General features: G+C 53.9%; 20 protein-coding genes. 3 read left to right on the top strand and 17 right to left on the bottom strand.

Annotated elements, in window-relative coordinates; all coding sequences use genetic code 11:
- Positions 1-116 precede the first annotated feature (116 nt).
- The 13 genes from MKY96_RS02845 to nifB form a co-directional block, all read right to left on the bottom strand.
- Positions 117-1343: a BclA C-terminal domain-containing protein gene (locus MKY96_RS02845; protein WP_340938493.1), complete on the bottom strand. Its 1227-nt coding sequence runs from the start codon at positions 1341-1343 to the stop codon at positions 117-119.
- A gap of 810 nt (positions 1344-2153) precedes the next feature.
- On the bottom strand, positions 2154-3476 hold the full coding sequence (locus MKY96_RS02840; RefSeq protein ID WP_076086935.1) for an IS4 family transposase: 1323 nt from the start codon (positions 3474-3476) through the stop codon (positions 2154-2156).
- Between the two features lie 708 nt (positions 3477-4184).
- A complete protein-coding gene (locus tag MKY96_RS02835; RefSeq protein ID WP_340938491.1) occupies positions 4185-4994 on the bottom strand; it encodes a Cof-type HAD-IIB family hydrolase in 810 nt (269 codons plus the stop codon).
- A gap of 150 nt (positions 4995-5144) precedes the next feature.
- The gene (locus tag MKY96_RS02830; RefSeq protein ID WP_340938489.1) at positions 5145-6287 is read right to left on the bottom strand and encodes a homocitrate synthase/isopropylmalate synthase family protein; all 1143 of its coding nucleotides are present in this window, start codon (positions 6285-6287) and stop codon (positions 5145-5147) included.
- Complete coding sequence (locus MKY96_RS02825; RefSeq protein ID WP_340938487.1) at positions 6284-7036, bottom strand: HesA/MoeB/ThiF family protein; 753 nt, start codon at positions 7034-7036, stop codon at positions 6284-6286. Before MKY96_RS02825 ends, MKY96_RS02830 begins: the two co-directional genes overlap by 4 nt.
- Positions 7037-7289: 253 nt before the next feature.
- Positions 7290-7856 carry a DUF269 domain-containing protein gene (locus MKY96_RS02820; RefSeq protein ID WP_340938486.1) on the bottom strand — a complete coding sequence of 189 codons (567 nt, stop codon included), beginning with the start codon at positions 7854-7856 and terminating at the stop codon, positions 7290-7292.
- The gene (nifX, locus tag MKY96_RS02815; RefSeq protein ID WP_340938484.1) at positions 7840-8250 is read right to left on the bottom strand and encodes a nitrogen fixation protein NifX; all 411 of its coding nucleotides are present in this window, start codon (positions 8248-8250) and stop codon (positions 7840-7842) included. Before nifX ends, MKY96_RS02820 begins: the two co-directional genes overlap by 17 nt.
- Positions 8225-9553 (bottom strand): nitrogenase iron-molybdenum cofactor biosynthesis protein NifN, encoded by a 1329-nt coding sequence (gene nifN / locus MKY96_RS02810; RefSeq protein WP_340938481.1) that lies wholly within the window; start codon positions 9551-9553, stop codon positions 8225-8227. Before nifN ends, nifX begins: the two co-directional genes overlap by 26 nt.
- Positions 9543-10907, bottom strand: a complete 1365-nt coding sequence (gene nifE, locus MKY96_RS02805; protein ID WP_340938479.1) for a nitrogenase iron-molybdenum cofactor biosynthesis protein NifE — start codon at positions 10905-10907, stop codon at positions 9543-9545. Before nifE ends, nifN begins: the two co-directional genes overlap by 11 nt.
- Positions 10908-10963: 56 nt before the next feature.
- Complete coding sequence (nifK, locus tag MKY96_RS02800; RefSeq protein WP_340938477.1) at positions 10964-12523, bottom strand: nitrogenase molybdenum-iron protein subunit beta; 1560 nt, start codon at positions 12521-12523, stop codon at positions 10964-10966.
- The gene (nifD, locus tag MKY96_RS02795; RefSeq protein ID WP_340938474.1) at positions 12520-13977 is read right to left on the bottom strand and encodes a nitrogenase molybdenum-iron protein alpha chain; all 1458 of its coding nucleotides are present in this window, start codon (positions 13975-13977) and stop codon (positions 12520-12522) included. Before nifD ends, nifK begins: the two co-directional genes overlap by 4 nt.
- A 34-nt stretch (positions 13978-14011) precedes the next feature.
- Positions 14012-14878: a nitrogenase iron protein gene (gene nifH / locus MKY96_RS02790; RefSeq protein ID WP_036695744.1), complete on the bottom strand. Its 867-nt coding sequence runs from the start codon at positions 14876-14878 to the stop codon at positions 14012-14014.
- 6 nt (positions 14879-14884) lie between these two features.
- A complete protein-coding gene (gene nifB, locus MKY96_RS02785; RefSeq protein WP_340938471.1) occupies positions 14885-16252 on the bottom strand; it encodes a nitrogenase cofactor biosynthesis protein NifB in 1368 nt (455 codons plus the stop codon).
- 578 nt (positions 16253-16830) lie between these two features.
- Between nifB and MKY96_RS02780 the strand changes: the two genes are divergently transcribed.
- Complete coding sequence (locus MKY96_RS02780) at positions 16831-17658, top strand: TerC family protein (protein ID WP_076083072.1); 828 nt, start codon at positions 16831-16833, stop codon at positions 17656-17658.
- 108 nt (positions 17659-17766) lie between these two features.
- Here the strand turns inward: MKY96_RS02780 and MKY96_RS02775 are convergent, their stop codons facing one another.
- Genes MKY96_RS02775 through MKY96_RS02765 form a run of 3 tightly spaced genes read right to left on the bottom strand, consistent with a single transcriptional unit; the run spans position 17767 to position 20274 of the window.
- Positions 17767-18519: an ABC transporter permease gene (locus tag MKY96_RS02775; protein WP_340938470.1), complete on the bottom strand. Its 753-nt coding sequence runs from the start codon at positions 18517-18519 to the stop codon at positions 17767-17769.
- Complete coding sequence (locus tag MKY96_RS02770) at positions 18513-19295, bottom strand: ABC transporter ATP-binding protein (RefSeq protein ID WP_340938468.1); 783 nt, start codon at positions 19293-19295, stop codon at positions 18513-18515. The genes MKY96_RS02775 and MKY96_RS02770 overlap by 7 nt, the downstream gene beginning before the upstream one ends.
- Positions 19276-20274, bottom strand: a complete 999-nt coding sequence (locus MKY96_RS02765; protein WP_340938466.1) for an ABC transporter substrate-binding protein — start codon at positions 20272-20274, stop codon at positions 19276-19278. The genes MKY96_RS02770 and MKY96_RS02765 overlap by 20 nt, the downstream gene beginning before the upstream one ends.
- 255 nt (positions 20275-20529) lie before the next feature.
- Between MKY96_RS02765 and MKY96_RS02760 the strand changes: the two genes are divergently transcribed.
- Both MKY96_RS02760 and MKY96_RS02755 read left to right on the top strand, forming a co-directional pair.
- A complete protein-coding gene (locus MKY96_RS02760; protein ID WP_340938463.1) occupies positions 20530-20991 on the top strand; it encodes a histidine kinase in 462 nt (153 codons plus the stop codon).
- Between the two features lie 251 nt (positions 20992-21242).
- Entirely contained in the window at positions 21243-21428 is a 186-nt protein-coding gene (locus MKY96_RS02755) for a hypothetical protein (RefSeq protein WP_036723496.1), read from the top strand.
- Between the two features lie 108 nt (positions 21429-21536).
- Here the strand turns inward: MKY96_RS02755 and MKY96_RS02750 are convergent, their stop codons facing one another.
- Positions 21537-22373 (bottom strand): alpha/beta hydrolase family protein, encoded by an 837-nt coding sequence (locus MKY96_RS02750; RefSeq protein ID WP_340938461.1) that lies wholly within the window; start codon positions 22371-22373, stop codon positions 21537-21539.
- Positions 22374-22376: the final 3 nt, after the last annotated feature.

Here is a 22376-nt window from a genome sequence, read left to right as displayed (position 1 = left end):
ACGCCTAATTGCATTCCGTACATCTAAATCGTCTGATTTATTACCGGTGATACGTTAAACCGAACCCCATAAATTGCTCATGGTGAATGAATTCACTTCTTGGTACTGATGCTGTACTAAGCCAGCTGCTTAATGACAATCGAAGCATTGACATTGGCTTGTGTTCCTCCAGCCAGCGTCTGCAGAGTGACTGCGGCAGCCGAGCTGTGATTCCGAAGCGTCAGCACATCGCCTGACGATAAAGCGATGATCGCCTGCCCGGTGTTCTGCTGGGTGCCTGCGCCCGATCCGTAGACCGTTCCCGGAACCTCCGCCCCATTCACGAATAAGGCAAACTGGCTGGGCTCCGTACCGGATACCGAGAAATTAACCTCATAGATTCCGTCATTGGCTACCGAAATTGTAGTTGTCCCTGGGGCATGTGTAATTCCCGGGGTAAGCAGCCCATTCGTATCAAAAGACACATCTGCCTCAATCGGCACTACCAGCGCGCCGAGGTTATAGACGTATCCGAACTGGGCAATTCCACCGGCTGCCCCTGTGGCACCCGTCGCTCCCGTTGCCCCGGCTGGACCGGCAACTCCTGTTGCACCCGTTGCTCCAGCGGGCCCCGCTACTCCCGTAGCACCTGTGGCCCCCGCTGCTCCTGCCGTTCCCGCTGGCCCCGCCGGGCCGGTAGCTCCTGCCGTTCCCGCTGGCCCCGCCGGGCCGGTAGCTCCTGCCGTTCCAGCTGGCCCCGCCGGGCCGGTGGCTCCCGCCGCTCCAGCTGGCCCCGCCGGGCCGATGGCTCCTGCCGCTCCAGCTGGCCCCGCCGGGCCCGCCGGACCGATCCCGCCCAGCGCTCCGGCCGCGCCTAATGCTCCGGCCGCTCCCGCAGCGCCGAGCGCACCTTGGGTACCGGCTGCGCCCAGCCCCCCGACTGCTCCGGCTGCGCCCAACAGCCCGGCTGCACCTGCGGCTCCACGGGCACCTGCGGCACCGGCTGCACCTGCGGCGCCAAGTGCTCCGGCCGCGCCAATTGCCCCCAGTGCCCCTGCGGTTCCCTGTTCGCCCAGCGCTCCGGCTGCTCCCGCTGCACCGAGCGCACCTGCTGCACCTGCGGCTCCCGCAGCTCCCAGCGCTTCAACAGCGCCTGCCGCGCTTAATGCTCCTGCCGCACCCGCGGCCCCCAGCGCACCTAATGGAATATTGACGCGGACAATTTGCTGCTTGACGATAATTTTCTTGCAGCCGCATTTGTTGTCCTTCCGTTTTGTCGCGGGACGTTTCGCTCTTGGCAGAGGGCATCCGGCAAACTCCTCTGTGCAGCTCCGCTTTTTCTTCTTACGTTCCGTACGACCCATATTTGACACCTCCTATAGACTTTATGTATCCTACTCCGTTTACCCAGAGGGGGCATGGACATTCATCCCGTAGGCAAATATTTATTTTATGGAAAAGTGGTTAATTGTACAGGATGGACAAGCTCAATTCACCCCTTCAGGCCGAAATTTGTTCTCATACCCGCTCACCACCCGTCCACCAAAAACATATACTATTGCCGGACAAACCGCCTTCATTGCCCCGGTGATCACACTTGATTGCATCCTCGCTCAGACTCTCTGCATCAGCAGGCCAAATAAGCCTACTGATGCAGTACATACATCCGATTTCAGTGCAGAGTCAAACTTCAGTTGCAGAGTCATCAAATCAGCTATCCGTTGGATTCTGCTGTACAGAATGCAATAGAACAGGCTCCGAACGCAAAATAACCCCACAAAGCGGGAGCCAATCACCTTTAAATGCTCAGGTAAATGCTCAGGTGCTTTCGGGGGATGCAAATCATACAAATCCTTGTCTTTTCAGAACAAAATAAGCCAAACGGTTGAATCTAGCTGTAGGTTATGGCACCGTTATGGTGATTAAGTAGCTATTACGGCCACTCTTCATCGCTGTATTATGACGATTCTGGAGTAGCATCCGGCGAAATCAGGTGCACTATTGCCAATGTCATTAAGATAAGTTCAAAGATAAGTTTGGAATTAATAAAGAGAATCCAAAACGGTATGGGGAAACGTCCTATGCCGTTTGTTTTTGGTGTAAGGAAGGAAAAAAGCGCATAGCAAACAAAGCGGATGGAAGATCCACTTAAAAAAATGTTCATGCGAACCGAATTATGCTACTCTGTAGACGAAGCTAATGGCGGATTTGCTACGTATTCTGCGTGTATTCCTTTGCCCAGGACGGGTGAGACGAATCGGCAAAATATTTTTGCGAATCAAAGCTTCCACATCAGGCGGGGGTCCATCGCCCTTGGAGCGCAGGAAATGTCTACAGACGTGAACGGCCACCGTGAAGTTGACTTGGTAGAGGTGCCGTTTATCCTTTTGGGAAATGACTACGTGCGAGGTAATCATTTCAGCGAAATTGTAGAGGATCATTCTTGCGAATATCTCTTGGGTAATGGACTCTTGCTTCTTTGCGTGAAAATGGGTCAGACCGATGGTGTATTTTAAGGCCCGGAAAGAGGTCTCAATCCCCCATCGCAGGTGATACAGTTCCCGGAGTTCATCCGGTGAGAATTCAGCAGCCGGTAGATTGGTAATGACGGTTTCATAATCGCCACTGGGCAGGAGGAAACGAACCACCCGAAAGGAAATCGGGTAAAACAGGTTCTTTTGCATGTCCAGAAAATCAAAGCTAGAGGTGGCCGGAAGAATTTTATAGATTTCGGGGTGATCCCTGAACGCTTTCGTTCGTTTTTTAGTCAGCGTCAGGTGAATCTCCTGATCAAACGCCCCTTCAAAGGTCAAGTGCAAGCCCGAAAGAATGCCATTCGAATGCAAATCCTTGACCCGTATGACGTACTTCCATCCTTTCCGTTCCAGATGCGCGAACGTATTGTAGCTTTCCAATCCTCGATCCGCCAACACAATGACGTTCCCCTGAATAGGGGACCGATCCACCATCGTGGACAGCGCCCTTCCTTCGTTGCGCAGCTTTCGAGGTTGAAGGATGGCGTCCACGTAAAGCCGGTTACAGAGGTCATAAGCAGCGTTCAAGTGCAGAAGGTTAAAGCCTTTCGAGTGGGGCTGACTTTGAGAATAGGTCAACGGGTCCGCAGGATCTGTTGCAATATGCAGATCGGAACCGTCAATGGCCAATAATCGATAGCCTCGATAATCCTTGAATTCCGTATGGGACGCGGTAAAGGTGTGAAACAAAGATTCGACCGCAGACGGCAAAATTTTATTTCTTTGCTGAACAAAAGCAGAAGAAGTTGCGGTGTTAACGTCATAGCCCTGCGATTCCAACAGTTCCTTATAGAGGCTGTTGCCGCCCATAAAGATCAGGGTTTGCATAACCATTTCAAAGGGTAGTTTTTTCGTTCGGGTAAAATCCTTTCCCGGGTTTCTGACGTAAGGCGCGGGGGCAGCCGCCATCTCACGGATGAGAGATGTCAGTCTGTCTTTCAGCGAATTTGCATAAGCATTCATTGGCGTAACCTCCTCGTTTTTTCAAGGGGCTTCGCCACACGTTTTCTACGGATTGTCAAGATTTTTTTGTGCAAAAAAAGAGCAGGCTATCTTTTCGATAACCTGCCTTTTTCTTGTTTTTGGCTCTATATCTTAACTTAATGACATTGGCACTATTGCTCCTCATTCTCGCCTGCCGCCCACTTTCTACCGATTCAGGTGCACTATTGCTCCTCATTCCCGCCTACGGCCCACTTTCTACCGATTCAGGTGCACTAATGCTCCTCATTCCCGCCTGCCGCCCACTTTCTACCGATTCAGGTGCACTAATGCTCCTGATATCCTCCTTTAGCCTGCATCCAGTAGTGTCAGAGCGATTTATCCCTTTTATTTCCCCTTCCAGCACACTCTGGCGGGATCGAGGGATTTTGCCCCCATAATTTCATAGCTGGTAACAAAAAGAGCATTCAATTGCATAAAACTGCAATAGAATGCTCTTTAAGATGCGTTCCTGCTCCAGATAACGCCCCAGCCATCGGTTTGTTGCTTTCTCCGGTTACTTTTCCGTTCGTATCTACGGGTGTTTCTCCAGATATTTCTCCAATGTTTCGTCAGTGTTTCTCCAGAAGTTTCTCCGCTATGTTTCCCTACCCTCTCCAATTTCCTCCTACCTTCTCAAGTCGCTTTCCCGCCTCGGCCATTTGCTCACCGCACCGCATCAGCCCCTATCTACAGCAGCCCGACCATCTTCAAGCCTTCATAGATCCCGTCCTCACGGACAGACTTCGTAATGAAGGAGGCCGCCGCCTTCGCTGCCTTCTCGCCGTTGCCCATGGCAATGCCATACCCGACATACCCCAGCATCTCCACATCATTCAGGCCATCGCCAAAAGCATAGACCTCTTCCTTCTCCACCCCGATCACCTTCAGCATCTCCGCGATCCCGTTCGCTTTGGAGCCGTTGCCGGGCAGTACATCCATACAGAACGGGTGCCAGCGGATGAAATTCAGCTCCGGGTACCGCTCGGCATAGATCTGCTGACTCTCCTGCGGACAGAAGATCATCGCCTGGTAGATGTCATTCTTCAGGAAATATCCAGCGTCATGCGTCGGAAATACCAGCTTCAGCGAACCTACGCTCGTATTGATGTACTCATGATCGGCCACATTCACTCTCATGCCCGCCGTATCCGTATACGCAACAGGGTGATCCAGCTTCTCCGCGAACAAGGTCAGCTCCTCCAGCACGCCGGTCGCAATCGGGTTCTTGTACACCGGCTTCCCTTCATAGACTGCATACTGCCCGTTCAGCGAGACATACGAGTCGATTCCCAGCTCCTCGCGCAGCCCCTCGAACATATAATCCGCTCTTCCGGTAGCAATCGCTACATGGTGCCCGCGTCTCTTCAGCTCCGCTATCGCTTCTCTGGTGGAAGCCGGAATATTCTTTTCTTCATCATAGATCGTACCGTCAATATCGAAAAAAATCGTTTTCTTCAAAGTGATGCCTTCCCTTCTCCATACGCTCTGCCTATTCATAACCTGCTCAAATTGTAACAAAATCCTCCGCCAAAGTGGAGTCCATTCTACCCCCGGCCTGCCAGACCCGGATATATTTTCAAAAAAAAGCTGCGCCGCACTCCACATGGAGGACAGCCCAGCTTATGCATCCGTATAGTTAAAAATATATTATACCGCATTCTGTGCGCGCTGCTGCTCTTCCATCAGCCACTGCAGCAGCATGACTTCCGGCACAGTGCCCTTACGGGCCTCCGCGTATGCCCGGACCTTCTCCAGCAGACGGCCGGCAGTCTCGGCGCTGACTGCAAGTCCCAGCTGCTCCAGCACATGCGCCACGCCGCCGCTGCCGGAATGCTTACCCAGCACATAGCGGTGCGCGCGGCCGACCACCGCCGGATCGAAAAACTGATACGTCTCCTGCTCCTTCATCAGCCCGTCCACATGAATCCCGGATTCATGGGTGAAGGCGAGCTGTCCCACGACCGGCTTCGCATCGCCGACACTGCGGCCGGACGCGGCGAGAACTTTGTCGGCGAGGACCTGGAGCCCCTCCAGCCTGACCTCGCATTCCCCGCCGTACAAATAGCGCCAGGCCATGGCAACTTCCTCCATGGCCGCATTGCCGGTCCTCTCGCCGATCCCGGCCACCGTCGTACTGGCCCACACCGCTCCGGCAGCTATGCCGCTGAGTGTGTTCGCGCAGGCCAGCCCGAAGTCATTGTGGCAGTGTACCTCCAGCTCCACATCCTCAGGCACTTCTCCCAGCAGCCGGCTTACCCGCTCTGCCATCTGGCCCGGATGATGGGCCGAGACGGTATCTGCATACCGGAACCTGCGGATTCCCTCCTTGTATAAGGTATTCACCACTTCGATCAGGAAGCTCAACTCCGCCCTGGAGGAATCCTCCATACCTGCCGATACGGTCATGCCCTGCCGCAGCCCGTATTCCACGGTAAGCAGCAGCTTGTTCAGACCTTCCCGGGGCGTCAGCCCCAGCTTGCCCTGCAGCTGAATCTCCGACACCGGAATGGAGATATGGCTCCAGTTCACACCGGTTGCCTTGGCCTTGTCAATATCCCCGGGGACCGAGCGGTTCCATGTCATAAGCTTCATGGGTAATCCCAGCTCAGCAACAGCGGCAATATCCTCCTGCTCCCGCTTGCCCATGGCAGGAATGCCTACCTCTGCCTGCTCTACTCCGCTCTCCGACAGCAACTTTGCGATTTCCAGCTTTTCCGCCCTCGTGAATGAAACTCCAGCCGCCTGTTCACCATCCCTGAGTGTCGTGTCACATAGCTTGAGACGTTTCACGGTTTACCTCCCTCTCCGCAGCAAGCGCAATTCGGATTACAGGCAATACGGACGCTATAACAGACGAAGTCGAGTGAGCTGAAGCGATGCATTACGCCCGCGTAAGTTGTCCCTACCCCTGTAATCCATTTTACGGCCTCCAGCGCTGCCAGACAACCGGCAATCCCGGAGGTGGCACCCAGAACCGGGAACCCCAGCGGCTCCCACTGCGGCGGCAGTTCCGGATACAGGCATTCGAGGCATGGTGTAAGCCCGGGAATCACTGTAGTGAGCGATATTTCAAAGCCATACATGGCTGCCTCCACCATCGGTGTATTCGTATCGACACACAGCCGGTTCAGTGCATACCGCTCAGGGAAGTCGTACCGGGCATCGATCACAAGATCGGCAGCTTCTACCCAGGGGCGTGCCTGAGGATATTCAATTCTGGAATTATAGCCTTCAATCTCTACCTGCGGATTCAGCTGCTTCAGCCGGGCAATCGCCGTACTCATCCGCTCCTGGCCGAGATGCTCACTGTCCATTAGAATCTGCCGGTTCAGGTCAGGGGCTACAATGACCCCCTCATGGGCCAAAATAAGCCGGCCTACTCCAGCCGCCGCCAAATAGAGGGCAGCCGTTCCGCCAAGCCCGCCGATTCCGGCGACCATAACCGTCGCTTCCTTCAACGCCTTCTGCCCGTCTTCCCCGAGCAGCTTCAGCTGCCGGGTGTACCGTTCCAGCTCCAACCCTCCGGCAAGCTGCTCCATCCCTGACTCCCCCTGTTACCAGTTATATAAGACGCACTTAAGGTTTAAACTTGAAGCTTTATCGTCACTGCGGTGAACATTTGGACTTCCGGCCGCTATTGTCAACAGATTTCTTGAATTTTCCCGCTGTTCGCGGTTGAAATCCGTTGACAAAGGCGGTCGCTACCGCTCCTACAGTTCCAAATTTCCCCTCCGCTTCTTTTGCTTTTTGTTATTTTTTTAGTGTTTCTTATATAGATATTCCTTTCCTCCCCTAGCCCTCCAGGCTAAGCAGGCCATGCGCTGAAGTCAGCTCCTTATATTTTTCCAGCCAAGCCATTCCTTCTTCAATACACTCCACCCCGTACGAAATCGTCTTCTCAGCCGAAGTGAACGGGAAGGGAAAGCCTGCCCGCAGGCTCTTAAGCACCACAATGACTCTGCCGCTGTAGAGCAGCCCCCGTCCGAAGCCCTCGCCGTTAATCTCCGCTGTACTCTGGATCATAAGGCCGCATCTCTCCTCCATGACACCCGCCATGGCCTGGAACAGCAGCGGCACCTGCTGGCGGACCTTGGGCGACACCGCGCAATTGAATTCCGATTGATCCTTGTCCCCGGCAGATGCCAGGAACAGCTTCGCGATCTTCTCTAGCGGAGGAAGGCTGCTGCTGCGTCCGAAGAAATCTCCAGCATCCAGCAGATTACACAGACGCCGGATCAGGGCATCTGCGGTCTCCGGATTCAGCTCCTTGCGCGCTCTGGGACTGCGCTGTCTCAGCGCCGAAGCTCCCGGAATTACCGTACCCTGCCACGCCGCACTCTCATTAGCCATGGGTTCCATCCGCATCCCCTCCTTCATTCTTTTCCGCTTCCTCTGCCCGCAGCACCTTGGCCAGCCACATCGGCGGCTTGCCCTGAAGCATTTCGACCAGCCGCTTCAGTTGCTCCTGGATAGGGCTGCCCGGCGGAACCTTCACCGGCATAATCTTCCGGCGTGTTACCCGCGCAGCGGCCGAAGCTCCGATCTGCATGATGAAGATCAGGGTACAGTCGCCTACGGAATCCAGGCGGCTGTCGATTTTGCCTGCTTCATCCTGGTTCGGCACAGCTGACAGCCTGCGCAGCTCCACCAGCTCGGCTCCTGCTTTCGTTACATTATATACAGCGAACATCGGACTCTGTCCGAAATGCGCATTCACACGGCTTCCATCATCTGTGGTGAACGCTACTTTCACGGCTGCCTGCCTCCCTTTGCATGAACAGATTCCCTGCCTTATTACTCCATTCCATCGCTCCCCGGTACCCTACGGAGACGGACATGTAAGCCCCAAGCTCATTCCAGACCGGGAACCCGGCCGGCATGAAGGCGGCACCCGTCCGCTGCGCCCCGGCGATCCCGTGGGAATTGCTGATCCACAGATCCGCCCCCTTGCCCAGCACCTCGGCATCATCCAAATCGCCCACCCATACCTCGCGCTCCATTCCGGCAATGAGCGGGGTCTCGAACGAAGTGATCAGCGCCTTCTGCTCTACGCCCAGCTCCTCCAGCCACCCCGAGACCGAATGCAGATGATCCGGTTCCAATGCGGCAACCACCGACATTCCGGCAAATTGAAAATGGGCGTCCAGCATGCTGTCCAGGAGATTCTCCCGCTGCCAGCAATACCGCAGCGGCACCGGCTCCCCGCTGATCTGATGCAGGAAATGCAGTAGTTCATCGGTCGCCTTAAGCCCCATTGCCCCTTCGAATACCTTATACGGAGTGCCTATGGCATTATGCAGCCGTCTGGCCGGACGTTCCATGCTGCCGCCCACGGCAATCGTCAGCCCGGACTGCAGGCTCTGGAGCATAGAGTCCAGCGGAACCCCGCCGCGCGTCAGCGGCGAGAAGCCGGTAAGCAGATGGCCGGACAAGGAGGTCGAGATATCCGGCAGCGCGATCACCTCGAAGCCGAAGGAGGAGATGATCTCCTTCAGTTCCATCACATCGGCCGGGGTTAAGAACGAGCCGGGCAGCAGGGTAATCTGCCGGGCATTCACGCTTCTTTGCCCCCGGTGTCCTACTTGCTGGATCATCTCGTCAATCATGGCCTCCACCGTAGAGCTGAAGCCCGATTCCAGCGATCCGCGAAAATCAGGCAGCACAACCGAGAAGGCGAGACCTCCGCGCAAATTCCGCTCTCTTTTATACGACTTAAGCATATTCTGATAATCCACACCGGCTACATCGGTCAATTCCGTCCCAATGATGCCGATAATATCCGGGCGGTGCTTGCTCAGCACCAGATTCAGCGCCTCCTCCAGATTGCGGTTGGCATCGAAGATGACATCCATCTCCTGCAGCGCCGAGGTCTGCACAGCAATCGGTTCCCGGAAATGACGGGTCAGGAGCGCCTTCGGAAAAGCGGAGCAGCCCTGGGAGCCGTGAATCAGCGGCATGGCCCGGTAGCAGCCCTGCAAGGCCAGTACGGCACCCAGCGACTGCCCGATCTTCATCGGGTTGACCGAGGCGGGCTTTTTTCTCCGGTTAACGGTCATAGGGCGGCGCCTCCTTATCCCAGGGAGCAGGGCTTGCCGCCAGCTTCCAGATCGGGTTCGCAAGCGAATAGGTCAGCTCTTTGGCCAGCCGCAACAGCCCTTCATATCCGGCATACGCTTTGTGGCGCTCCTGATTAATATCAATGAAGGGAATCTGCTCTTTCATCGCCACATACATATTGCGGCCGCCGGCAATCATAATATCCGCCTTGCGCTCTCTTACCGTCTTGATAATCCGGCTGGCCCCGCCCTCGGGAATGTATTCTGTATCATCGCCCACACGGTCGGCAATCCGCCGCACATCCTCCTCCGTGCTTTTGTTCGTGCCTACCCCGACGACCTGAACGCCCAGCTCCTTCAGGGCCGAGATGACGGACCAGCTTTTGACCCCGCCCGTATAGAGTACGGCCCGCTTCCCCCTCAGCAGCTTGCGGTAAGGCCGCAGCTCCTGGCTTAAGCGGGCCTCCTCCCGCTCGGTGAGCCGGTCCACACGCCGCTCCATCTCCCGGTCATTCATCAGATAGGCCATCTGGCGCAGCGAATAGGTCGTCTCCTTCGCACCATAGAACGAGCCTTCGAAATACGGGATGCTGTATCTTGACTCCATCTCCTTGGCAAGGCCCAGCAGCGCCCGGCTGCAGACCACCATATTCACTCTCGCCCGGTGTGCCCATGTAATCTCCTTATAGCGGGCATCCCCCGTAATCCGCGAGGTTACAGCGATCCCGGCGCTGTTCATCAGCTTCTCAATATCCCACATCTCACCGGCGATATTGTACTCCCCGATCAGATTCACCCCTAGATCCGTCTCCGGCTCCGGTTCTCCCGTCCCGATGACATACTGCAGCAGCGCATCCCCCGCCAGCCGGTTCCCTAGATTCTTACTCCCGACGAAGCCGGGACTGTTCACCGGGATCACAGGAATCCCGATCCGGTCCGCCGCCTCCTTGCAGACCGCATCCATATCTTCGCCAGTCAGTGCGGTCACGCAGGTTGAATATACAAATATTGCCGGAGGCGCAAAGCGCCCGGCAATATAATCAATGCTGTCCTTCAATTTCTTCTCGCCGCCAAAAATAATATCAGAATCCGTAAGATCCGTAGCGAAGCCGTATTGGGACAGGGAGGGGCCGCTGGACAACGTGCCTCTGCTCTCCCAGCTGTTTCCCGCGCAGGCAATCGGTCCATGAACCAGATGTGCAGCATCCATAATCGGCAGCAGCGTGATCTGGGCTCCGTCGAAGGAGCAGCCTCCAGCAGCTTCGCCCGGCTTGGGCCTCGGACAGGGCTTCGCCTTAGGCGCTATGCTCCCGCAAGCCTGGGAATCAAATTCATCTTGCCGTAAAGGGTCCATTGGCTCTTCATCTCCTTCGCTTAAGATGCTGGAATTCACGCCAGGCTTACGCGCAGTTAGCGCACCAGCTCAAAATTAAAGCCGGAGTTATGATCATCAAGCTGCTGCAGAATCGTGTTCACGATCAGACTGAGCAGATTGAGTGTTCCCTGATACCCGATAATCGGATAACGGTGCATGTGATGGCGGTCGAAGATCGGGAAGCCGACCCGCACCAGCGGTACCTCCGCATCCTTGGCGGCAAATTTCAGATGGGAGCTGCCAATCGCCAGATCCACCTTGTCATTCAGCAGCAGCGAACGCATATGCCACAGGTCTTTGCCGACATGCACAGTAGCCTCGGTGCCATACGGGCTTGCCGCCAGCAGCGCTTCGGCTTCGTCCTTGAACTTCACTTCATTGAAGTCCACATCACCGTTCGAGCAGATAATGTGCACCGGCTCCATCCCGGTCTCCAGGCAGAAGCCGATCAGGCCAATAAGCAGATCCGGGTCGCCTACCAGCGCTACCCGCTTGCCATGCAGGTAAGGGTGACTGTCCATCAGCGCATCCACGATACGGCCGCGTTCTTCCGTGAGCATTGCTGGAACCGGGAGGCCGGTCAGCTCGCTGATCGTAGCCAGCAGCGTATCTGTGCCCTTAATGCCCAGCGGTGTGGATAACGCTGCCAGCTGCTGGTTCCAGGTGCCGCTGATATATTCCTGGGTCTTCTTCAGCGTATACTTTTGCAGGGACAGGGTTGCAAGCGCATTGGCTGCCTGCGGAACATCCGCAAGCTTGGTGCCGCCGTAGTAGTATTCATACTCACCGGTTGCCGGTGAATCGTAGTTCCCGCTGTGGTCTCCAAGTATGGTGTACTTGGTATCGAAGGCTCCCAGAATCTTACGCAGCTCTGCAAAGTTGCCGGTGTACGGCTCAAAGCCCAGCATCACATTCAGCTTCTCTACGCTCTCCGCGCCGCTTCCGGGCTTGCCTCTGGTACCCGAACGGGTGTAGAGGTAGCTCAGGATCCCCTTGATCATGGCATCGTAGCCAGTGATATGTGAGCCGACGAAGCTTGGCGTGTTGCAGTAGGCCACCGGATATTCCTCACTGATCACCCCTTTAATGCGGGCATTGCCGATAAAAGAGTTCAGGTCATCCCCGATGACCTCAGCCATACAGGTGGTACAGATTGCAACCATCTCCGGTTTGTACAAGGCGACACTGTTCTCCAGACCGTCAATCAGGTTATTCATCCCGCCGAATACAGCTGCATCCTCTGTCATGGACGTGGATACGGACGGCGTAGGCTCCTTGAAGTGGCGGCTGAGATGGCTGCGGAAGTAGGCGTTGCAGCCCTGCGACCCGTGTACGAACGGCAGCGTCTTCTCGAATCCGAGTGCGGCCATGACTGAACCCAGCGGCTGGCACGCTTTATGCGGATTGATCACCACATTCTGGCGGCTGAAATTCTTCTCCATATATTCGGCGGACTTGGAGTAAGCGAGTGCTTCGGCGGTCTCCTGCTCGCTGCAGGGCGCTTCGAACTGCTTCTTGTTCTTCCGCTGCTGCACATAACGCTCTTCCTTGAACAAGCTGGTATTATCTTTAATATTCAGTTTATCCCTGCTCATACGCCCGCCTCCTCCGGCTTCCTTGTGCCTTGTCTGCCCACCAGATCCCATACCGGGCTGTTCACGGTCATATCCATATCCTTAGCGAACACCTTAAAGCCGTCAAAGCCGTGATACGGGCCACTGTAATCCCATGAATGCATCTGGCGGAACGGCACACCCATTTTGTGATAGACATATTTCTCCTTCACGCCTGAGCCCACCAGATCAATGTTCATCTTCTTCGTGAGCTCTTCCAGCTCATAAGCTGTAGGATCATCCATGACAATGGTTCCCTCGGCAAGCATCGGGAGCATCTTCTCATAGTCATCCTTGTGGGCGAATTCATAGCCGGAGGCTACGATATCCATCCCCAGATCTTCATAAGCTCCGATGGTGTGGCGGGAACGCAGGCCCCCGATCATCAGCATGACGGTCTTATTCTCCAGGCGCGGTCTGTATTTGCGGATCACCGCATCCATAATCGGCTTGTATCTGGCGATCATCTGCTCGCAGTTCTCCTGAATCGTGTCATCGAAAAGCGCTGCAATCGCCCGCAGGCTCTCATACGTCTTCGTAGGTCCGAAGAAATTGTATTCCAGCCAAGGGATGCCATAGGCCTTCTCCATATGATCCACCATATAGTTCATGGAACGGTGGCAGTGGATCAGGTTCAGCTTCGCCTTGTGGGCCACCTCAAGCTCATTTAGAGAGCCGTCGCCGGACCACTGGGCAATAACGCGCAGGCCCATCTCTTCCAGCAGGATGCGGGAGGCCCAGGCGTCGCCGCCAATATTATAGTCACCTATGATATTCACATCGTAGGGGCCGGTCTCCGCCAGCTCGGCACGGCCCATCACGAAGTCACGGATCGCATCGTTCGCAATATGATGGCCCAGCGACTGGCTGACCCCGCGGAAGCCCTCGCAGCGTACCGGAACAATCGGCATTTCCAGCTCCTTGGACATCTTCTTCGACACCGCTTCGATATCATCGCCGATCAGCCCGACCGGACATTCCGACTGGACAGAGATCCCCTTAGCCAGCGGGAACATCTCGGTAATCTCGCGCATAATGACGGCCAGCTTCTTATCCCCGCCGAACACAATATCCGTCTCCTGAAAATCACTGGTAATCTGCATCGCCGTAAAGTTATCGATGCCAAGCGTCCCATTCGCAAAGTTACGGCGTGAGCCCCAGCTATACTGTCCGCAGCCGACCGGACCGTGACTGATATGGACCATATCCTTGATCGGACCCCAGACCACCCCTTTGGAGCCGGCATAGGCGCAGCCGCGCGGGGTCATGACACCCGGACGGGATTTGATATTGGACTTCACCGCACAGGTGCTGCAATCAATAGCCTTTTCATCCGCCACCTGAAAATGCTTCTCGCGGTCCTTCCGCGCCTTTTTGGGATAGGCTTCCAGAATCTCCTCAACCAGCTTCTGATTCTCTTCAATACTCAGTCCCATGGTTTGACCCTCCTTTTTCTCTTCGCCTCAGAGCTTATTGCCCGGAAGCCTGCAGCTTCTTGATCGCAGCTTCTTCATCTTCAATGATGCCGAATTCCATCAGCAGCTCTTCCAGCTCTTCCATCGAGATCGGGGTAGGGATCGTCAGCATTTTGTTATTGAGGATTTTCTCGGCCAGTATTTCATATTCTTTCGCCTGCTGGTGCTCAGGATTATATTGGGCTACGGTCATTCTGCGCAGCTCGGCATGCTGAACGATGTTGTCGCGGGGAACAAAGTGAATCATCTGCGTGTTCAGGCGGCGGGCCAGCTCCATGATCAGCTCATCCTCACGGTCTGTATTCCGGCTGTTACAGATCAGGCCGCCGAGTCTTACGCCGCCGCTGGTCGCATATTTCAGGATACCGCGGGCGATATTGTTGGCTGCGTACATCGCCATCATCTCGCCGGAGCAGACGATATAGATCTCCTGGGCCTTGCCCTCACGGATCGGCATGGCGAATCCGCCGCATACCACGTCACCCAGTACGTCATAGGAGACGAAATCCAGATCCTGATAGGCGCCCTCCTGCTCCAGGAAGTTAATCGCAGTGATAATCCCGCGCCCTGCGCAGCCTACCCCCGGTTCCGGCCCGCCGCACTCTACGTTGATAATGTCGCCGAATCCTGTCTGCAGCACATCCTCAAGCTCCAGATCCTCTACGGAGCCAAGCTCAGCCGCCAGCTCCAGCACGGAGTTCTGGGCTTTGGTATTCAGGATCAGACGGGTGGAATCCGCCTTCGGGTCACAGCCTACGATCATGACTCTTTGTTCAAATTTGGTGGCCAGCTGAGCCAGGGTGTTTTGTGAAGTTGTCGATTTGCCGATACCGCCTTTACCGTAGAAAGCTATTTGTCTCATTGTTCATCATCCCTTCGAAATGTTTATATTTTCAAAATAAGAGCTGTACTTCACACTTTCGAGAATGGCTTCCTGAATGCCGCCTTTGCGGACAAGAGGCAGGACACCGATTTTGTTCAGGCTGGCCCTTGGGGCCTCGCCGATGCCGGAGCAGAGAAGAATGCGGCAGTCACTTAGAATCGATATAATTTCTTGCAGCGTAGCTGCTTTGTCACCGTTACAATCGGCCTTCCCATGGCAGTAGGCCTGGATCTTGCGGACACCCAGGAGCAGTACATCCGTTCCGTCGGTATCGTAGACCAGGAACTCAGTGGCATGACCGAAATGCTGATTCACCTTGTCGCCGCCTCTGGTGGCAACCGCAACCCGTGTCTTCGGCCCTCCGGCCTGAATGCGTCTGGCCTGTTTGGCTGAGACACGCTCGCGGATCTTGGTATCCAGCTCACTCTGGAACATCGCCCGGGCTTCTTCATTAATGACCGGCTCGGCCTCCATCGCTTCCAGCGGAAAATCGGGATTGCGGTCCTGGCCCAGCAGCCCGATCGCATCGGCCCGGCATTGCCGGCAGTGACGCATAACCTTCATCCCCCCGCGGCCCAGCTGCTCCTGCAAATTAAGCAATTCCTTCGGACGGGGCGCCTTGCGGCCATCCGCTTCATACTGGCTGCCCGGTGCGATAATAAGCGGTGTTACATTGTGCAGTGTAGCCCCGAGCTCTTTTACCCGCGCTGACACGGCAGTCAGATGATGATCGTTAACCCCCGGAATCATAATGGAATTCACTTTCACCAGAATCCCCAGCTTGGCCAGCATTTCAAGTCCCAGTAATTGACGGCTGATCAGCAGCCCGGCTGCCTCTCTGCCTTCGTACCGGACCCCTTCATCGAACACCCACGGATAAATCGCCTGGCCGACATCAGGGTCGATCGCGTTGATGGTGATCGTGACATGACGGATGCCCAGCTCCATAATCTCATCCACATGCCGGTACAGCGTAAGTCCGTTAGTGCTGAGACAGAGGGAGACATCAGGCACATGTTTCCTGACCCGGGCGAAGGTATCGAAGGTCTGCTCCGGGTTCGCCAGCGGATCTCCCGGTCCGGCTACACCCACTACCGAGAGCTGCATCAGTTGGGCCGCAACTCCCCGTACCTTGCGTTCCGCCTGCTCCGGAGTAAGCACCTCACTAACCACGCCCGGCCTGCTCTCATTTACACAGTCGAACTTGCGGTTACAGTAATTGCACTGGATGTTACAGGCGGGAGCAACCGGGATGTGCATCCGGGCATAAAACCGGTGAGCCTCCTCGCTGTAGCAAGGGTGGCGGCTAATTTCCTCCTCCGCTTCACTTGATAGACATGACGGCTGCATCATTTCCCACCTCCTAAAAGCTAAAAGTTTTATGGTTCAAATAGCCTTTGTTTTGGTTAATGTTATTTTAGTTAACATTTACTTAACTTGGCCGCTTTAATTAGTCTCATCATATTTTCATTACGGGGGATCGTCAATTAGTCAGACGTTCATTTCGTCCTTTATTTCCTTTTGTTTGCAGTTTCGCCATATCATATGTCAACTTATATAACTCATACTTATCATGTTTCCGTTTTCAGGCCTGTCACTTTCTAATGATATGTGTTCTCACAAAAACATTGACAATGTCTCTTAACTCGGATATGATACGTTTAGCCAGAAACGAATACTATAAAATTTCATATAATCCCGTAAAGGGGAGTAGCTGTTAGATAAAATCGTCAATACGAGAATATGAGGATATTCTCCGGTTTTATCGGCAATAGATTATTGTTAGCGAGACCTTTACCAACCAGGTTACCTTTATTCCAAAGGCTAATCTGTTTGGTAAAGGTCTTTTTTATATATATTTTTGGTTAAACTAATGGTATCACCGTTAGTTTCGCAAAAAGCAGCTAAACCCACTTGAGGAGGAAACAGCAATGGATTGGGGATTATTATTAGAATACGGATGGGTATTGCTCGTTCTCGTAGCACTGGAAGGGCTGCTTGCCGCAGACAACGCACTTGTACTCGCGATTATGGTTAAGCATCTTCCTGATGAGGAACGTAAGAAGGCATTGTTCTACGGATTGGCCGGAGCGTTTGTGTTCCGGTTCGGATCACTGTTCGTCATCTCCTATCTGGTAGACATCTGGCAGGTACAAGCCATCGGTGCGCTTTATCTGTTATTTATCGCGGGGAATCACATCTTCCGAAAAGTGTTATTCGCTAAGCCGGTCACGGAAGACGCCGCTGAAAGCGGAAGCCCTGGAGCTGTAAATAAGAAGAAAGCCAGCTTCTGGTTCACCGTACTTAAGGTCGAAGTAGCAGATATTGCCTTTGCTGTAGACTCCATCCTTGCAGCCGTAGCCCTGGCCGTTGCTCTTCCGGCAAGTGGTATCCGCAACATCGGCGGCCTCGACGGCGGACAGTTCCTTGTAATCTTTGCGGGCGGCTTCATTGGTCTCGTTATTATGCGGTTCGCTGCTTCCTTCTTCGTTAAGCTGCTTCACACCCGTCCGGGTCTTGAGGTTGCTGCCTTCTTCATCGTCGGCTGGGTAGGGGTTAAGCTCGCAGTCATCACACTGGCCCACCCTGCTCTGGGTGTATTGTCCGAAGACTTCGCACACAGCACCTGGTGGAAACTGACCTTCTATGTAGTTCTGATCATCATTGCAGCTACAGGCTGGTTCATGAGCAGTGTCAAGACCGAAGAGAATGTCGGCGAGAACCCGGTCAAGGAAGTTGATAAGCAGCTCGGTAAATAATCCGGGAAAGATCTTAAGCGCTTCTGTTATGCTTTAAACATACCAAAAAGCCCGTTTCCTCCATTTGGGGAAGCGGGCTTTATTGTGTTGAATGGTTATACTCTGCGGCTATCTCCGCCACTTCATGAATCTGTAATCCAGCACATCCACCAGCAGGAACAGCACGAATCCCACCAGACTGAACAGCATAATTCCGGCATACATCTCAGGGTAGTCCAGCCGCAGCCAGGCATCCATGATAAAGAAGCCCATACCATGCTCCGTACCGTAGATTTCGGTGAAAAAGAGTACTGAAATCGCTGTGCCCAGCGAAATACGAATCGTACTGAGGATCACCGACAACGCGCCGGGAAGCGTCACATTCCAGAATTTCTGCATCGTGCTGGCACCAATACTCGTCAGCACATCATAAGTACTCTCGGGGATGGCCTTCACACCATCACGTACCGAGATAATGACCTGAAACAGCAGGATCAGCATAATCATCAGCACCTTGGAGGTTTCTCCCAGGCCGAAGAAGAGCATGACCACAGGCAGCAGCGCAATTTTGGGAATCGGATAGGTCAGATAGACGACCGGGTCCAGTACCCGGTTCCAGAAAGGAGAGCGGCCCATCAGCAGACCGGCCAGCAAACCGAGCAGCAGAGCCAGCAGCACACCTTCAGTGATCCGCATCAGACTGTAGCCGATATTCAGCGCCACATCATGGGCCCCCAGCTGAAACATTGCCTTATAAACCGCGCCGGGGCTGGGCAGAATCGCGTGATTCATGAGCAGATAAGCGATATACCAGAGCGCATTCATTCCGGCAAAAACGAGCAGCAGGCGCAGCAGGTGAACAAAACGCCGTCGTTTTACCATTTCTCCATCATTACCTTTCGGATTCTCTTGGACTGCATAAAGTACTCCTCGCTCTCCCGCTTCTCGGAATGCTTCATTGCAAATACAGCAGCGTTATCGAGAATCTCCGGCGGCTCCTGCTGCCTGGGCAGCAGGATGATAATCTTCTGTCCCAGAAGAATCGCCTCCTCCACATCGTGGGTGACGAACAGCGTGGTCGCCGGATGCGCCTGCCAGTTGTCGATAAAAATCTGCTGCAGCCCTTCCCGTGTAATGGCATCCAGCGCCGAGAACGGCTCATCCAGCAGCAGAAGGGTCGGCAGAATGGCAAAGGCGCGGGCAATGGCCACCCGCTGCTGCTGACCGCCGCTCAGCGAGAGCGGAAACCGTCCGGCGAGCTGCGCAATTCCCATGGATTCAAGCCAATGCATAATTTGACGGTCCTGCTCCCGCCGATTGTGGCCTTCCCCGCCCGGACGGGCGATCCGCATCGCAATCCGGATGTTGTCACGGACCGTCTTCCAGGGCAGCAGGCCATAATTCTGCGGCACCAGCCCGATCAGCGTCTCCTTTTCATGGACAGATCTGCCATTGAAGAGCAGTTCCCCTTTGTAACCGGGCAGCAATCCGGCAATCGCCCGCAGCAGCGTGGATTTTCCGCTGCCCGAGGGACCGATCACCGTATAAATCCCGTGCTCCGGCAGGGTCAGGTTCATTTCACCCAGGGCCAGCTGCCCGTTCTGATAAGCTACATGCAGCTGATGAATGCGGAGACCGCTATTTTTTAAACTGGACATCGGAGATCACATCTTCAGCCGATAGCGTTTTGGTCAACAGTCCTTTTTCACGGGCCCAGGCAAAAGCAGCCTCCACTTCCTTCACATCCACCTGGTTCGCAGGCAGATACTCCGGCACCTTAATCTCATTCTTCAGCGTATCGGGATAGCCCACTTCCTTAATAATCAGGTCGATATATTCCGATTGGTCATGCGTCTTCATATAATCAACAGCCTCATCATAGGCGGCGTACATATCGCGGATTCCCTGACCCTTGGAATCGATGGCACTCTGCGGAAAAGCCAGCACAAACGGATTGATTCCCGCACTGTGGGTGGAGCTGAGAACGCGCAGACCGGCAGTACGGCCCATGGTTACAAAAGGCTCCGGCAAAACAGCCGCATCCGCCTTATGATTCTTAAGCAGCTCCAGACGCGTTGGAATCTGCGGCACTTCCGTTACGGTAATATCGGCTTCCGTCAGGCCGGCCTGCTTCAGCATCATGGCGACGGTGTACTGGGTTGAGGTATTTTTGGACAGGATGACGGTCTTCCCCTTCAGATCCTTTACCTCTTTCACTTCATCATTTCCGGTCAGCAGGTCGAATTCACCTGTGGTCGTACTGGTGATTTTGACATCGAGTCCTGCTTCATTATAGATCGAGATCGCCACCAGATCCGCACTGAGGCCATCTACCTTACCCGCCTGAAAAGCCACATCACGATCCTTCGCGCTCTTGAAGGTCTGGATATCCAGGTTCACATGATGCTTCTGATCAAATCCCTGCTCATGGGCAATAATAAAAGGAATCGCATCGATGGATGGCAGCAGTCCCAGTGATATCGTAACAGCCTCAGCAGGTGCAGCTACAGCAGCTCCAGTATTAGTATCTTTGGCATTTCCTGCCTGTTTTGCGCTACCGCATCCGGCAGCTACTACACTGACAGCAGCAGTCAGCACAACTAGCTTCATAAGGTGTTTCCAGTTTCTTGTCTTCATGAATCCTAATTCCCCCATCTCTTATCGGTTACGCTTCATGCGAATTTATTCACATACATAGTACACCCATTGTCCTATTTTGTATATTTATAAATTTAAGTATCAGTCTTCTAATGTCCAATATGTTCATGGAATTCTTTTGACAGCAGCACCCAATAATGACGCAAATATGCTATAATAACCTGTACCTATTCCGCAGGTATCCCCTCTTCAAGCAGCAGTCCTATTCCAACCCTATCTAAGGAGCTGTGCCCTATGAGCGATGTAATTCTCCAGCAGATTCTTGCCGAGCTGCAAGGAGTAAAGTCCGAAATTAACGGAATGAAATTTGAAATTGCAGGAATCAAATCTGAAATCACTGGAATGAAGTCCGAAATCGCAGGAATGAAGTCTGAAATCACTGGAATCAAGTCTGAAATTGCAGGAATCAAGTCCGATCTTAACAATCTTCAGTCAGAATTCGCTACATTCAAGTCTGAAATTGCTGCCGAGCTGGTGATCATCAAGGCCGACATTGAGAGCATCAAGGAAGATACGAAGCTAATTCCGCTTATTCAACAAGCGGTGTCTGAAGTCAACGCTGAAGTCGTTGCTGGCCGGGATTCTCTGGAGCGGATTGACCGGAGCCTGCGCGGACATGACGCAACACTGGATATACTGGCCCGGCGTTCTATAGATCAGGAAGCTGAATTGAAACGTTTAGCTGCTTCTGCATAACACCCTGCCCCGAAGCGACCGCCCTCCCGGCTGCCGCTTTTTTGTTGCCTCCATACAGTCCATCCTTCAAGGACATTGCTCTCTTATACAAACACAAACCCAGTAATCACGACATTATTCCTTATTTATTTGTCTTTTACAGGCGGACATCACATTGATTTATTAATTATCTATGCTATAATGAAAGCGTAACCAGGATAGATGTCCCAGAGGTTTATTACCGTATTTCATCGCCAAGGAGGATGAATGCAATGCTGGCAGGAATTAAGGAACTGAAGAATTGGGTAACCGGAATGTGGCAGCCGGGGATGGCTTCCGGAGAAGAAGATTACCGGAGAATGGAATACAGCGCACACCGCCATCTGCACACACCGCCAACACCAAGCCCGCTTACTTATGAGCAGGAATCGCGCATCAAGACCGTCAAATTTCACTAATCTCCAGTTAGATGTATATATAGAACACCCTTCACCTATCAGGTTAAGGCCGCTAAGGAACGGGAGCATCCCGGTTCTAGCGGCCTTTTATTTGTTGCACTAGATTCATTATCTCGCCAACCACCGCAGGATCGTCTGTGCTGCTTCCAGATAGCGCTGTCCTACGAGCAGGCCGGTATGGGTGGTGCTCCAAAGACCTGCATAGGCTGCGCGGAAATACGCTGCATTGGCTCTGCCCCGGCGCTCATCCTCATCACTGTTAACCGCATGGATCGCCAGACAAGGGCAAGTAATGGACCCGCTGTCTACAGATACCCCTGCTGCTCCGAAATGATAAGAAAAAGTTCGAAACGCCTTGGCGGACTCCATCGTCAGGTATTTGCGCTGAAACGCTATGTCTTCTGCCGTCTCATCCAGGCTGGTCTCCTCTTCGCGGACCGGAGCGGGCACTACATTACCTGGTACCGTTCTGACGATATCTGTATACGGCACCTCCTCATGAACCTCCCTGCATAGACTTGAATCCATCAGCACAAGCCCGGCCAGCCCGGCTGTCTCCGCCACCTTCTGGCTGAGGATCCCGCCCATACTGAACCCGATCAGGACAGGAGCAGCTCCGCATTCAGTCTGAATCAACTGCACTATCTCATGGATATCCTCCAGATAATCTTCAAAGGTAATCTGTGTCATATCCAGTACCCTGCTCCGGTAATGACTTCTCAGATTCATCACATAACACATCCAGCCTTCACGGATGAAATGGGGAAGGTACTTGCTCCACATCCAGCTTCCGGTATACGCACCGTGTACAAACAGCAGGGGTACCTTATCTTCCTGTTCTTGGTTTTCCAAAGACTCTTCTCCCTTGTAAATCTCCAGATACAGATCATGCTCACCGACATATCTCTCTGTATGCAGCAGTAACTCATCAGTGTAGTCTCTCATTGT

Source organism: Paenibacillus sp. FSL R7-0302 (assembly GCF_038006885.1).
GTDB lineage: Bacteria > Bacillota > Bacilli > Paenibacillales > Paenibacillaceae > Paenibacillus_AQ.
The sequence above is the reverse complement of the archived record's forward strand: the minus strand, read 5'-3'. Positions and strand labels throughout refer to the sequence as shown.

Excerpts from the sequence above, each read along its gene's own strand:
- MKY96_RS02845 (WP_340938493.1), bottom strand. The coding sequence starts at position 1,343 with ATGGGTCGTACGGAACGTAAGAAGAAAAAGCGGAGCTGCACAGAGGAG.
- MKY96_RS02840 (WP_076086935.1), bottom strand. The coding sequence starts at position 3,476 with ATGAATGCTTATGCAAATTCGCTGAAAGACAGACTGACATCTCTCATC.
- MKY96_RS02835 (WP_340938491.1), bottom strand. The coding sequence starts at position 4,994 with ATGAATAGGCAGAGCGTATGGAGAAGGGAAGGCATCACTTTGAAGAAA.
- MKY96_RS02825 (WP_340938487.1), bottom strand. The coding sequence starts at position 7,036 with ATGGAGCAGCTTGCCGGAGGGTTGGAGCTGGAACGGTACACCCGGCAG.
- MKY96_RS02820 (WP_340938486.1), bottom strand. The coding sequence starts at position 7,856 with ATGGAACCCATGGCTAATGAGAGTGCGGCGTGGCAGGGTACGGTAATT.
- nifN (WP_340938481.1), bottom strand. The coding sequence starts at position 9,553 with ATGACCGTTAACCGGAGAAAAAAGCCCGCCTCGGTCAACCCGATGAAG.
- nifE (WP_340938479.1), bottom strand. The coding sequence starts at position 10,907 with ATGGACCCTTTACGGCAAGATGAATTTGATTCCCAGGCTTGCGGGAGC.
- nifK (WP_340938477.1), bottom strand. The coding sequence starts at position 12,523 with ATGAGCAGGGATAAACTGAATATTAAAGATAATACCAGCTTGTTCAAG.
- nifD (WP_340938474.1), bottom strand. The coding sequence starts at position 13,977 with ATGGGACTGAGTATTGAAGAGAATCAGAAGCTGGTTGAGGAGATTCTG.
- nifH (WP_036695744.1), bottom strand. The coding sequence starts at position 14,878 with ATGAGACAAATAGCTTTCTACGGTAAAGGCGGTATCGGCAAATCGACA.
- nifB (WP_340938471.1), bottom strand. The coding sequence starts at position 16,252 with ATGATGCAGCCGTCATGTCTATCAAGTGAAGCGGAGGAGGAAATTAGC.
- MKY96_RS02780 (WP_076083072.1), top strand. The coding sequence starts at position 16,831 with ATGGATTGGGGATTATTATTAGAATACGGATGGGTATTGCTCGTTCTC.
- MKY96_RS02775 (WP_340938470.1), bottom strand. The coding sequence starts at position 18,519 with ATGGTAAAACGACGGCGTTTTGTTCACCTGCTGCGCCTGCTGCTCGTT.
- MKY96_RS02770 (WP_340938468.1), bottom strand. The coding sequence starts at position 19,295 with ATGTCCAGTTTAAAAAATAGCGGTCTCCGCATTCATCAGCTGCATGTA.
- MKY96_RS02765 (WP_340938466.1), bottom strand. The coding sequence starts at position 20,274 with ATGAAGACAAGAAACTGGAAACACCTTATGAAGCTAGTTGTGCTGACT.
- MKY96_RS02760 (WP_340938463.1), top strand. The coding sequence starts at position 20,530 with ATGAGCGATGTAATTCTCCAGCAGATTCTTGCCGAGCTGCAAGGAGTA.
- MKY96_RS02755 (WP_036723496.1), top strand. The coding sequence starts at position 21,243 with ATGCTGGCAGGAATTAAGGAACTGAAGAATTGGGTAACCGGAATGTGG.
- MKY96_RS02750 (WP_340938461.1), bottom strand. The coding sequence starts at position 22,373 with ATGAGAGACTACACTGATGAGTTACTGCTGCATACAGAGAGATATGTC.